This is a genomic window from Cellulomonas sp. A375-1, assembly GCF_001040865.1.
Taxonomy (GTDB): Bacteria; Actinomycetota; Actinomycetes; order Actinomycetales; family Cellulomonadaceae; genus Cellulomonas; species Cellulomonas gelida.
On sequence record NZ_LFKW01000058.1, the window covers coordinates 1 to 12599 of the forward strand.

Sequence of the window (12599 nt, forward strand, 5' to 3'; positions counted from 1 at the left end):
GCGTCCGCGGTGAGGGCGCGCAGCGCGCGCACGGGCTGGCCGCCGCGGGCCAGCAGCTCGAACCGCTGCCCGCGAGCGCCGGCCATGTCCGACTCGGCACCGGCGAGCGCGGCGATCGCCCGGCGGTGCGCGGACACGGCGGCCTCGGCCCGGCCTGCCTCGAGGTGCGCGAGCGCGAGGGTCGCGAGCATGTCGGCGGGCTCGGTCGCGCAGGTCGCGCCCGCGTCGAGCGTCTGCTCGATGAGCCGGATGCCTGCGTCCACGTCGCCGCGTCCGATCAGGTACGACGCGCGGTCGCCGGGGTCGCACGCCTCGCACTGCGAGTACTCGTCGCGAGGGGTGCGCACCCACTCGTCGTACAGCGCGTCGGCGTCCGCGGTGCCGCGCGAGCGCGCCCAGGCGAACCGTTCACGGGCCACGGCGTCCCGCCCCAGCCCGGCGAGCGCGTAACGGCGCTCCATGTCCTCGAGCGTCGCCTCGATCTGCGCCGCAGGCACGTTCGGGAAGTCCGACAGGTGCCCGACCATCCACTTGAACGACCAGAACAGCCCGTGCGCATCGCTCTCGTCGAAGTGCTCCGGGTGCTCGTCGTACCAGCGCACGGCCTTGGTGAACGGCAGGTAGGCACGCTCGACCTCGCCGTTCCAGACGAGCGACTCGATCAGGACGAGCAGCGCGAACGCGCGCGCGCCGTCGGGACCCTCCGCCTCGACGAGGCGCACCTGCTGCTCGGCGGCCTGCGTGCGGGCCGCGCCGTACGGCATGTCCCGCACGCGGACGATCTCCCGGTTCGCGTCGTCCAGCGAGCGGCTCATACGTCCTCCTGCGTCTCGTCGCGCACCTGCTCGCCGGCCAGGCCGGCCTCGAGCAGGACGCTCATGGCGTCGTTCATCAGTGCGGCCTCGCGGGCGCGCAACGGTTCTCCGGCGAGCAGCACCGCGGTCACGTACAGCGAGCGCACGCCGGCCGCGAGCACGGGGTCGGCGGGGTCGGCGGCGAGCAGGCGGCGCACCGTGGGGTTCGCGTCGTTCACGACGAGGCGGCGCGCGGGCGCCGGGGCGTCGCCGGCGAGCCCGGACAGCACCCCGCCCCACAGGTCGTCGTCCGCGGCGACGACCTGGCGCACCTCGCGCGCGTACTCGCCGTCGCGGTCCTGCAGGAGCACCGCGGGCACGTGCTGCGGTTCGAAGCTGCGCGCGACGAGCTCGCAGTCGAGCGGCTGCACCACGGCCTGCGCGGCGCGGAGCTGGTCGAGCACCTCGAGCTCGCGGTGCGGCTCGAGCGGGGTGAGCACCTGCGCGATGTCCCCGGCCGAGAGCTCGCGCACGCGCCAGCCGGGCCGGCGCGCGAGCCGGGCGAGCAGCTCGCTGTCGTAGACGTAGCCCCCGTTGACGACCGTCATGCCGTGCGCACGCGCGACCGGCGCCACGCGCCGGAAGTCCTCGACGCGCGACGTGAACAGCACCTCGCCCTCCTCGCCGCGGACGTCGGCCAGGGTGCTCGCCCCGTCGGTCGTCTCGAAGGGCAGCACCTGCGCGACCAGGTCCAGCACCTCGTCGTCGACGAGCGCGAGCGAGCGCAGGGCCAGGTGGTGCGTCGCGACGACCTTGCGGCTGACGGCGGACGACGAGGAGAGCGTCGCGACCGCCCACGCACGGACCTGCCCGGCGAGCACCTCCTGCGTCGCGAGCAGGGCGTCGTCGGTGTAGAGCTGCTCGCGGGACGCGGTGGGGCGCAGGACCGTGGTGTCGACGACGCACCGCACGAAGAACGCCCACTCGGGCAGCAGGTCGTCGACGTGCGCGCCCAGGAGCATGCGCTTGAGGTACACGCGGTGCCGGCTCGCGGCGCCCGGTGGCACGGCCGTCGGCAGCACGAACGCCACCCCGGAGAGCCCCGCGAGCGGCACGTCGAGGTCGAGGTGCGCGAGCGGGGTGAACCCGAGCGTCCGCTCGCAGTAGGCCGTGAGCGCCGCGTCGCGGGCGGCCTCGTCGGCGTACTCGCCGCGCCACGGCAGGACCGGCTCGCTGACGCGCCGCCACGCGGTCCCCGAGCCGTCCGGCAGCGGGACCTCGACGGACACCTCGACGGGCAGCAGCGCACCGAACTCCTGCGCGAGCGCGACGACCATGTCCGCACCGAGCCAGTGCTCGGCGTCCCGGCGCGGCCGCAGCCGCACGGTGCTGCCCACGGCGACGTCCGCGTCGTGCGGCAGGACGGACAGGTCGTACCGGCCGTCGGAGTACCCGACCCAGCGCACGGGCGGCGCCTGCTCGTCGACCGCCGAGCGCGAGACGAGCTCGATCTGGTCCGCCACCATGAACGCCGACAGCAGCCCGATGCCGAACTGCCCGAGGAACTCCTCGCGGCCCAGGCCCAGGTCGAGGTCGCGCTTCGAGGACCGGCCGACGGTCGCCAGCAGCTCCTCCGCCTGCGCAGGGGTGAGCCCGATGCCGGTGTCCGTGACCTCGAGCGACCCGTCGCCGCCGGGGCGCAGCCGCACGGAGCCCGGCGCGTCCTCGTCGTGGGCGCGCCGGGCCGTGATCGCGTCGACGCCGTTCTGCAGGAGCTCGCGCACGTAGACGCGCGGCCCCGAGTACAGGTGGCGGGCGAGCAGGTCGACGACGCCGCGCAGGTCGACCTGGAACGCCCGGCCCGCTGCGGTGGTCTCCTCGCTCACGCTCAGTCCCGCTCCTCCTGCTCGGCCTTCGCCGCCGCGGCCTGCTCCGGGTACTGCTCGTCGAGGTGCTCGAAGAGCTGCAGGCCCGTCGCGATGCTGCACGCGAGCTGCAGGTCGATCTGCTGGTCGGTCACGCCGTGCTCGTAGTCGACGGTGTGCTCGGCGTAGACGCCGACCTCACCGTCCTCGTCGCGCACGTAGCCCTTGGGCCACAGGCGCGTGGCGTTCCACTCGTTGACGAGCCGGTTCAGCGCGTCGAGCTGGTCACTGCCGACCTTGCGGTTCCAGCGGCCCCGCGCCTGCAGGTACTCGCCGTTCTGCCCCAGGACGAGGAAGTAGAAGACGTGCCCGTCCCAGTACCCGCCGATGTCCCCGTCGTCGTCCACTCCGTAGTTCAGGCCGCGCGCGTCGAGGCACGCGGCGACGCGGTCGCGGCTGAGCGGCTCGAGCACGGACGGCTCCGGCGCGGACGTGTCCTTGGTGAAGAAACCCATGATCTCCCTCGTCGTCTGGTGAGGCGGGGCGGTCCGACCACGACCCTGCCCCGGGCCCGACTGTCGAGCCTAGACAGTGCACCTGCAGCGTACGGGCGGTTTGGGCACGCGGATCTCCCCCGGGCGCACCGACCACGCCGCACGCCGGACCTCACGCGAGCGCCTCGCCGGGTGTGAGGTTGCGTGGGCCGTACGGCCCGATAGGCACGGCGTGCGCCGTTGAAAACTGGCAGCCATGAGGGAGCAGCGCAGTCCGGGTCGCGTGGTCGTCGTCGGTGCGGGCATGGTGGCGCACCGGTTCGCGGAGCAGCTCGTCGCTCGTGAGGGCGACTGGCACCTGACCGTGATCGGCGACGAGCCGTACGCCCCCTACGACCGCGTCCACCTGTCGGACGCCATCACGGGCGCCACGACGGCCGACCTGACGCTCGACCCCTCGGTGTGGGACGACGAGCGCGTCGAGCTCGTCACGGGCGACGCGGTCCAGACGCTCGACCGCGACGCCCGCACGGTCACGACGCGCTCGGGCCGGGTGCTCGAGTACGACGACCTCGTGCTCGCCACAGGCTCGTGGGCGTGGGTCCCGCGTACCGAGGGCGCCGACCTCCCCGGCGTCCTGGCCTACCGCACGCTCGACGACATCACGCGGATCAAGGACTGGGTCGCGGACCGTGAGCGGGCGCTCGGCCGCACCGTGCGCGGTGCGGTGGTCGGCGGTGGCGTGCTCGGTCTCGAGGCCGCCGCGGCGCTGCAGAACCTGGGTGCGACGGCGACGGTCGTGGAGTTCGCGGACCGCCTCATGGCCGTCCAGCTCGACGCGGGCGGCGGCGAGGCGCTCCGCGTGCTCGTCGCCGACAAGGGCATGGACGTGCGGACGACGACGGCCGCGACCCGGGTGCTGCCCGGCGACGACGGCGCCGTCGCCGGGCTCGAGCTGTCGAGCGGCGAGCACCTCGACGTCGACGTCGTCATCTTCTCGACCGGCATCCGGCCGCGCGACCGCCTCGCGCGCGAGTCGGGGCTGGGCATCGGCGAGCGCGGCGGCGTGCTCGTCGGCCCGACGTGCCGCTCGTCGGACCCGCGGATCTGGGCGATCGGCGAGTGCGCCTCGCACGACAACGAGTGCGCGGGGCTCGTCGCGCCCGGCAACGCGATGGCCGACGTCGTCGTCAGCCAGCTCTTCGGCGGCCCGCGGACGTACACGCGCGCACCGGACGGCACCAAGCTCAAGGGCGTCGGCGTCGAGGCCGCGAGCTTCGGCGACGTGCTGGCGCTGACCCCCGGCGCGCTCGAGGTCACGTTCGCGGACCCCGTCGCGCGGACGTACCGCAAGCTCGTCGTGTCCGACGACGCGCGCACCCTGCTCGGCGGCGTGTTCGTCGGGGACATCGCGCTGTACTCGTCGCTGCGGCCGCTGCTGGGCCGCCCGCTGGGCGCGGACCCCTCCGCGTTCCTCGCCCCCGAGGGCGGCGGCGCACCCGTGTCCGCGGACCTGCCCGACGACGTCGTCGTCTGCTCGTGCGCGAACGTCACCGCAGGCACGATCCGCGGCGCGGTCACCGAGCACGGCTGCCAGAGCGTCGGCGAGGTCAAGACCTGCACCAAGGCGGGCACGGTGTGCGGGTCGTGCGTGCCGCTGCTGACGAAGATCGTCAACGTCTCGCTCGAGCAGGCCGGTGTCGCAGTCTCGAACGCGATGTGCGAGCACTTCGCGATGTCCCGCGCCGAGCTGTTCGCGCTGGTCCGCACGGGCACCGAGCGGACGTTCTCGCAGATCGTCGCCACGCACGGCACGGGCCGCGGGTGCGCGATCTGCCGGCCCGTCGTCGCGTCCATCCTGTCCTCGCTCGGGGTCGGGCACGTGCTGCAGCCCGACCAGGCCTCGCTGCAGGACACCAACGACCACCTGCTCGCCAACCTGCAGAAGGACGGCACGTACTCGGTGGTGCCGCGCATGCCCGGCGGAGAGGTCACGCCCGACAAGCTGCTCGCGTTCGCGCAGATCGCCGCCGACTTCGGCCTGTTCACGCGCGTCACCGGCGCACAGCGGCTCGGGATGTTCGGCGCGCGCCAGGACCAGCTGCCCGCGATCTGGCGTCGGCTCGTCGACGCCGGGTTCGAGTCCGGGCAGGCCTACGGCAAGTCGCTGCGCGCGGTGAAGACGTGCGTGGGCTCGACGTGGTGCCGGTTCGGCGTGCAGGACTCGTCGTCCATGGCCGTGCGGCTCGAGCTGCGCTACCGGGGCCTGCGCTCGCCGCACAAGTTCAAGGTCGGGGTGTCCGGGTGCGCGCGCGAGTGCGCCGAGGCGCGCGGCAAGGACGTCGGCGTGATCGCGACCGCCGCAGGCTGGAACGTGTACGTCGGCGGCAACGGCGGCTTCACGCCCCGGCACGCCGAGCTGCTGGCCGAGGACCTCGACGCCGACACGCTCGTGCGGGTCATCGACCGGTTCCTCGCGCTCTACATCCGCTCGGCCGACCGCCTCCAGCGCACCGCGCCCTGGGTCGCCGACTTCCCCGGCGGGCTCGCCGAGCTGCGGGCGATCATCGTCGACGACCGCGACGGCATCGGCGCCGAGCTCGAGGCCGAGGTCGAGCGGCACGTCGAGGGCTACGTCGACGAGTGGCGCGCGACGCTCGACGACCCGGCCAAGCTCGCCGCGTTCACTCCGTACCTCAACGCCCCGTCGTCGACCGACCCGGACCTCGCCTACGAGGAGCGTCGCGGCCAGCCGGTCCCCGTGGCGTTGTCCGCCGGCCCGATGAGCACCGGCGCCGGCTCGTCCACCGGCACGACGAGCGTGCCCGCGTCGTCGTCGGCCGTCGTCTGCCGGCTCGCGGACCTCACGCCCGAGCGCGGGGCCGGCGCCCTGCTCGACGGCGTCCCCGTCGCGCTGTTCCGCCTCGCCGACGACCGCGTGCTGGCCGTCCAGCAGCGCGACCCGTTCTCCGGCGCCAACGTGCTGTCCCGCGGCCTCGTGGGCGACCGCGCGGGCCGGCCGACCATCACCTCGCCCATGCACAAGCAGGTCTGGGACCTGGAGACCGGCGAGTGCCTCGACCCGGTCGGCAAGGACCCGCAGCCGCTGCGCACGTTCGACGCCCGCGTCGACGCCGAGGGCGCGGTCCTGCTCACCACCTGACGTCCGCTCGCGGGCGTGCGGCCCGGTCAGCGCGTGATGCGCCAGACCAGCTCGTGACCGTGCGGCTCGGTGAAGCCGAGCTGCTCGTACAGCGCCCGGCCGTGCTCGGTCGCGGACAGCCCGACGCGCGTCACCTCGCTCTCGTCGTGGAACCACCGCATGACGGCGGCGACGCACGCCCGCGCGTAGCCGCGACGACGCGCGTCGGGCTCGGTCGACACGTTGAACACGTGACCGCGCCGGCCCGACGGGTTCCACGGCTCGGGCGCGTGCGCGTGGAAGTCGCCGACCGCGCACGCGACGGGCCCGACCGTCCCGTCCTCGAGCTCGCCGTCGACGACGAACGCCACGACGAGGGTCCGCTCCGACAGCCGCTCCCGGAACCACCGCGTGCACGTGACCTGCCACTGCGCTTCGTCGAGCCCGTCGACACCCATCGCTGCGAGCATCCGGCTGCGCAGCCGGGTCAGCGCGGCAGCGTCCTCGACCCCGGCGCGCCGGACGGCGGGTGCGGTGCGGAACGTCGCCACGAGGTCGTCAGCCACGGCCGCGTCGCGGCGTGCGCGCACGAGTACACGGGCGGGTGAGCATGCGTCGTCCTCTCGTCGGGGAGCCGCGTGCACGGTATCCGACGCCGCGGGGCACGTCCCGCGTCAGGCGCCGCCCGGGAACCCCAGCTGGCGCCACGCCTCGTAGGTGGCGACGGACGCGGCGTTCGTCAGGTTCATGGAGCGGCGGCCGACGAGCATGGGGATGCGCAGCTGGTCCACCACGCGCGGGTGCGCGAGCACCTCGGGCGGCAGGCCCGTGGGCTCCGGGCCGAAGAGCAGGACGTCGTCGTCGCGGTACTCGATGTCCGTGTACCAGCGCGCGGCGGTGGTCGTGAACGCGAGCACCCGGCCCGGGACCGCGGCGAGCATCGAGTCCAGGTCCGGGTGCACGACGACGTGCGCGAGGTCGTGGTAGTCGAGCCCCGCCCGACGCAGCTTCGCCTCGCTCAGGTCGAAGCCGAGCGGCTCCACGAGGTGCAGGGTCGAGCCGGTGCCTGCGGCCAGGCGGATGGCGCTGCCGGTATTGCCCGGGATGCGCGGTTCGAAGTAGACCAGATGGAGCACGCGCCCATCCTCGCAGGCAGGGCGGCGGCTCCCGTTGCGCGGTCTTCGCGCCGCGCCGCACAGCCGAGCGTGTGGCGTACCCCGCGGTGCTACGGTCGCCCCGGACACAGGAGGAACACATGACGACGACCGGGCACGACGGCGCGTCCGGCGACGTGGACGTCGCCACGCCCGCGCACGGCACGACCGTCGCGACCGACCCGACCGAGCCGCACGGCGAGGGCGGACGCGGTTCGCAGACCACCATCGCCGCGATCGCGGCCGAGGCGGGCGTGTCCGTGCCGACGGTCTCCAAGGTGCTCAACGGACGGGCCGACGTGGCCGCGTCGACGCGCGCCCGGGTCGAGGAGGTCATCGAACGGCACGGCTACCGTCGCAGGCGCTCGTCGTCCGGCACGGGGTCCGGCCTCATCGAGCTCGTCTTCCACGAGCTCGACTCGCCGTGGGCGCTGCAGATCATCAAGGGCGTCGAGACCGTCGCCGGCCCGGCGCGCGTCGGGGTCGTGCTGTCCGAGCTCGGTGGCGAGCACCGGCCCCCGCAGGAGTGGCTGGACGACGTGCTCGCCCGCCGCCCGCGCGGCGTGATCTTCGTGCTGTCCGAGCTCGACGCCGCCCAGCAGGCGCAGCTCAAGAGCCGCTCCATCCCGTTCGTCGTGGTCGACACCGCGGGCGAGCAGCCCGCGGGAGTCCCGGTCGTCGGGTCGCAGAACTGGGCCGGCGGCCTCGCCGCGACCCGTCACCTCCTCCAGCTCGGCCACCGGCGCATCGGCGTGGTCTCCGGGCCGCGCGACGTGCTGTGCTCGCGCGCCCGGGTCGACGGCTACCGCTCCGCGCTCGACGAGGCCGGGTTGTCGTACGACGCCGGCCTGGTGCGGTGGGGCAACTTCTTCGTCGACGGCGGGTACGAGCACGGGCACGAGCTGCTCAGCCGCCCCGACCGTCCGACGGCGATCTTCGCGGGCGCCGACTTCCAGGCGCTCGGCGTGATCCGCGCGGCCCGCGAGCTGGGTCTGCGGGTCCCCGAGGACGTGTCGGTCGTCGGCTACGACGACCTCCCCGTCACCGAGTGGGTCCAGCCGGGTCTGACGACCGTGCGCCAGCCCCTCGCGGACATGGCGGCGACCGCCGCGCGCATGCTGCTGGAGATCGCCGGTGGTGCGCGGCCCGCGAACCTGCGCATCGACCTCGCGACCGAGCTCGTGGTCCGCAGCAGCACGGCCGCGCCGTCCGCCTGACGACGACGAACGCGCCTCAGTCCGGGGCGTGACCGTCGTCGAGCCCGCGCCCGCTGGCGAGCCCTCCGTCGGTCCCCGCAGCGCCTTCGAGCCCGAGCGCGACGAGCGCCTGCTCGACGACCTCCTCGGGCGGCGCTCCGATCGGGACGACGACACCGGGCTCGTCGTCCTGCAGCGGTTCGAGAGTCGCGAGTTGGGACGGGAGCAGCGTGGGCGGCATGAAGTGGCCGGTGCGCTGCGCGATGCGGGCGCCGATCAGCTCCGGGTCGCCCGCGAGGTGCACGAACCGCACGTCGCCTGCGGCGCTCGCCAGCACGTCGCGGTAGGCCCGCCGCAGCGCGGAGCACGTGACCACCGTGCTGCGGCCCGCGGCGTCGGCCTCGCTCACCCACTGCGCGATCGTCGCGAGCCACGGCGCACGGTCGTCGTCGTCGAGCGGGGTCCCGGCGGCCATCTTCGCGACGTTGGCGGGCGGGTGGAAGTCGTCGGCCTCGGCGAACGTCCAGCCCAGGCGCTGCGCGAGCAGCACCGCGACCGTCGTCTTGCCCGAGCCCGCGACGCCCATCACGATCAGGTGCTGCACCCTCGTCCTCCGCTCGTGGTCCAGACGCGAGCGTTCCACACCGCACGCGCGGCCCTCCACCCGGCCCGCGGGCGTCGCGCCGCCCGTCCGTGCTCGACGAGCTGCGTGCGCCGTCAGTGCTCGACGAGCTGCGTGCGCGCAAGCTGCCGGTAGAGCATCGACGTGCGCAGCAGCTCCTCGTGCGTCCCCTGGGCGACGAGCCGGCCGCGGTCCATCACGAGGATCACGTCGGAGTCGACCACGGTCGAGAGCCGGTGGGCGACGACGACGAGCGTGCACCCGGCCGACACCCGGTCGATCAGGTCCCGCACACGGGCCTCGTTGAGGCCGTCGAGGTGCGACGTCGACTCGTCGAGCAGCAGCGTCGTGGGACGCGCGAGCAGGGCACGCGCGAGCGCGAGGCGCTGCCGCTCGCCGCCGGAGAGCATGACGCCGCCCTCACCGACCTCGGCGTCGAGCCCCGCCGGAGAGCGGTCGAGCACGTCGAGGAGGTTGACGTCCGCGAGCGCGGTGCGGCACTCGTCGTCGCTCGCCGGGACGGCCAGCGTGAGGTTGTCGCGCAACGTGCCGGCCAGCGCGGGCGCGTCCTGCTCGACGTACCCGACTCCGGCGCGCACCTGCGACCGCGTGCGCTCACGCACGTCCTGCCCGTCCACCCTGACGATCCCGGCGACCGGGTCGTAGAGCCGGACGATGATGTTCAGCAGCGTGCTCTTGCCGGCGCCCGAGGGCCCCACGACCGCGACCCGCTGCCCGCGGCGGATCGCGAACGTGAGGCGGTCGAGCACCGCCGGGCCGTCGTCGTAGCGGAACGAGACGTTGTCGAGCACGAGCGCGAGCTCCGGGTTGGGGCGCGCACCCGAGAACGCGAGCCGGGTCGCGCCCTCGTCCTCCTGCGGCACGTCGAGCACCTCACCGATCCGCGTGAGCCCGCCGAGCGCCTCGCCGACCGCACCGACCGTCCCGACGATCCTGCTCAGCGGCATGATCAGCAGGAACAGGTACAGGATGAACTGCACGAGCTCGGCGACCGTGAGGTTCCCCGTCGCGACCCGCCAGCCCCCGAGCCCGAGCACGGCCAGGAAGCACACCTGCGTCGCGATGCTCGACAGCGGCGAGACGAGCGCCGTCACCCACGCGACGTCCAGACCGACCTTCCACGCCTTGTCCACACGGCGCACGACGCGCGCGGTCTCGATCTCCGTGGCGTTCGCGGCCCGGACCGTGCGCACGCTCCGCAGCGCGCGGTCGGTCGCGCTGCCGAGCTCGCCCACGGCCCGCTGCAGCCCGTGGCTCGACCGCTCGAGCTGCTGCGTGACGGCCGCGACGCACGCGACCGCGACGAGCGCGACGGCGAACGCGACGAGGAGCAGCATCGGGTCGAGCAGCAGCATCGCGATCATCGCGCCGAGGAGCGTGAACACCCCGGCGATGCTCTCGACGAAGCCCTGCGTCAGCGCGGTGCGCACCACGTTGGTGTCGTTGCCGACCCGCGCGACGAGATCGCCGGTGCGCCGACGGTCGATCTCGGCGACGGGCAGCCGCAGCAGGTGCGTGACCAGCTCACGCCGCGCCGAGCGGACCGCGCCCTCCGCGGTGCGCTGCACCAGGTAGTGCTGGATGCCGCTGAGCACCCCGCCGCAGATCACGACCGCGACGAGCACCCAGGGCAGGCGCCCGACGGGCTCGTCGGCCGCGACGCGCTCGAGGGCGCGGCCCACGAGCGCGGGCTGCGCGAGGGTCGTCAGGGCCGTCGCGGCGCCGAGCCCGAGCACGACGCCGACGAAGCCGCGCTGCACCCCGACGAACCGGAACAGGTCCATCACGGTCGCCCGGCGGCTCGCCGCGACCGGCTCCGCGGGCGCGTCGACGCGGCGGTCGTCCTGCAGCGCGGTCACGCCGTCCCGCCCTCGTGCGCAGACCGCGTGACGAGCCGTGCGCACCCGTCGTCGGCCATTGTTCGGGGCCAGAACAAAGCGCGGAGGGCTTGGTTCGGACGGCGCGGAACGTGACCGCCGGACAGGGCGAAGAAAGGCATGTGGAGTATTCCCAGAATCGGATCGAGATCGCTATTAGTGCGCGTCACGGGCGAAGGTGCCGCGAGACGCCGCGCCACACTCGACGAGCGCCCGTCACCCGAGACGATCCGCCGCACCGCCACCACCCGTCGCCGTCCATCTGCACAGGTCAGCGCGGACGACGATGAGGACGGCCCGACCGCCGGGCGCGTCCTGCAGTACGGGGACGTGCTCTCGCCGACGAGCGCAGCACGAACGCTAGAGGTTCGGACATATCGGGTCAACGCCAGCGCTGCCCCCGTGAGACAGCGGTTGCTCCGACGTGGCGGAATCGGCGCACAAATGGCTCCCGCGCACACAATGGACACGTGTCAAGGTGGACGCGCGTCCATCTACATGCGTTCCAGCACCCGCCGGTACCCGGCACACCCCCGTCGCTCAGGAGTCGGGCCACCCGCACGCCGTGCCGATGAACCGGTGGACCGCCCCGCGCAGCTCGTCGCTCGGAGTCAGGAAGAACACCGGCAGATCGCCGCCGGCGACGCGCGTCCGGATCCCCAGGAACACCCCGCGCTTGTCCTCGGCGACCGCGTGCGGGTCGCAGCGCGCCGGCTCGAACGTCAGCGTCACCTCAGCCGGCCCGTCCGACGAGTCGAGCTGCACCGGCCACGAGGGCGCTCCACCCAACGGCGTGAGGAGCACCGTCCCGTCGACCTGGAGCACCTGCACGCGCGGCCCGGACGGCACGGGGTCGAGCCGGAGCGTCACCGAGCCGACCGTGCGCCCGTCGACCTCGCCGAGCTCGACCGTGTCGCTCAGCGTCAGCCGCGCACCGCTCCCGACCGCCGCCGCGGCGCAGTCCTCGCCGTGGATGCGCACGAGCAGCCCGTTCGGGTCGCCCGGCACCCCGCGCCACGTCCCCGTCCGCCCGGCGTCGTCGACCACGTCGAGCTCGACGAGCGCCGAGCCGTCGCCCCCCTCGGAGCTGCTGGCGGCTCCGTCGGGTGAGCCGGGAACCGCACCGCGCGTGCCGACCTCGCGCCTCGGCTCGTCGGTGCAGCGCGCCGCCCCGAGCGCCACGGACAGGTCGCGGTCCACCCCGTCGCGCACAGGGCGCGGGCGCGCGCTGACCGCGACCCCCTGCGCGCCGGACGTCGTCAGGCGCGCCTCGGTCACGGTGACGTCGACGCCCGACTCGTTCGCGACCCGCACCTGCACGACGCGGCGCTCCCAGTCCAGCCGCGCCTGGGCGAGCTCGACGTCGAGCCCCGCGAGCACCGGCTGCGGCAGACGGGGGGTCGGCGCCGTCGTCTCGACGGCAGGGTCGGGCGG

The 12599-nt window shown here is 74.2% G+C and carries 9 protein-coding genes and 1 pseudogene; 2 read left to right on the plus strand and 8 right to left on the minus strand.

Annotated elements, in window-relative coordinates; genetic code table 11:
• The 3 genes and pseudogenes from CWIS_RS06570 to CWIS_RS06580 all read right to left on the minus strand — a co-directional run.
• A pseudogene (locus tag CWIS_RS06570) lies at nucleotides 1-815 on the minus strand (hypothetical protein); the annotation flags it as partial.
• Nucleotides 812-2680: an HSP90 family protein gene (locus tag CWIS_RS06575; protein ID WP_048342470.1), complete on the minus strand. Its 1869-nt coding sequence runs from the start codon at nucleotides 2678-2680 to the stop codon at nucleotides 812-814. The gene CWIS_RS06575 and the pseudogene CWIS_RS06570, both read right to left, overlap by 4 nt.
• Before the next feature lie 2 nt (nucleotides 2681-2682).
• Nucleotides 2683-3174, minus strand: coding sequence for a YbjN domain-containing protein (locus CWIS_RS06580; protein ID WP_048342471.1), 492 nt, complete (start codon nucleotides 3172-3174; stop codon nucleotides 2683-2685).
• Between the two features lie 235 nt (nucleotides 3175-3409).
• Here CWIS_RS06580 and nirB point away from each other — a divergent pair, with 235 nt between their 5' ends.
• Nucleotides 3410-6316, plus strand: coding sequence for a nitrite reductase large subunit NirB (gene nirB / locus CWIS_RS06585; RefSeq protein ID WP_082156275.1), 2907 nt, complete (start codon nucleotides 3410-3412; stop codon nucleotides 6314-6316).
• A 26-nt stretch (nucleotides 6317-6342) separates the two neighbouring features.
• Here the strand turns inward: nirB and CWIS_RS06590 are convergent, their stop codons facing one another.
• Both CWIS_RS06590 and CWIS_RS06595 read right to left on the minus strand, forming a co-directional pair.
• Complete coding sequence (locus tag CWIS_RS06590; protein WP_231583696.1) at nucleotides 6343-6861, minus strand: GNAT family N-acetyltransferase; 519 nt, start codon at nucleotides 6859-6861, stop codon at nucleotides 6343-6345.
• A gap of 108 nt (nucleotides 6862-6969) precedes the next feature.
• Complete coding sequence (locus CWIS_RS06595) at nucleotides 6970-7431, minus strand: tRNA (cytidine(34)-2'-O)-methyltransferase (protein ID WP_048342472.1); 462 nt, start codon at nucleotides 7429-7431, stop codon at nucleotides 6970-6972.
• A gap of 119 nt (nucleotides 7432-7550) precedes the next feature.
• On the opposite strand from CWIS_RS06595, the gene CWIS_RS06600 reads away from it, so the two are divergent.
• On the plus strand, nucleotides 7551-8666 hold the full coding sequence (locus tag CWIS_RS06600) for a LacI family DNA-binding transcriptional regulator (RefSeq protein WP_229747502.1): 1116 nt from the start codon (nucleotides 7551-7553) through the stop codon (nucleotides 8664-8666).
• Between the two features lie 16 nt (nucleotides 8667-8682).
• On the opposite strand, the gene CWIS_RS06605 is transcribed toward CWIS_RS06600, so the two are convergent.
• From CWIS_RS06605 to CWIS_RS18685, 3 genes are all read right to left on the minus strand, one after another.
• A complete protein-coding gene (locus tag CWIS_RS06605) occupies nucleotides 8683-9249 on the minus strand; it encodes a gluconokinase (protein ID WP_231583697.1) in 567 nt (188 codons plus the stop codon).
• A 113-nt stretch (nucleotides 9250-9362) separates the two neighbouring features.
• Nucleotides 9363-11147: an ABC transporter ATP-binding protein gene (locus CWIS_RS06610; protein ID WP_231583698.1), complete on the minus strand. Its 1785-nt coding sequence runs from the start codon at nucleotides 11145-11147 to the stop codon at nucleotides 9363-9365.
• A gap of 558 nt (nucleotides 11148-11705) precedes the next feature.
• A partial coding sequence (locus tag CWIS_RS18685; protein WP_197080778.1) for a hypothetical protein occupies nucleotides 11706-12599 on the minus strand: 894 nt, incomplete at its 5' end.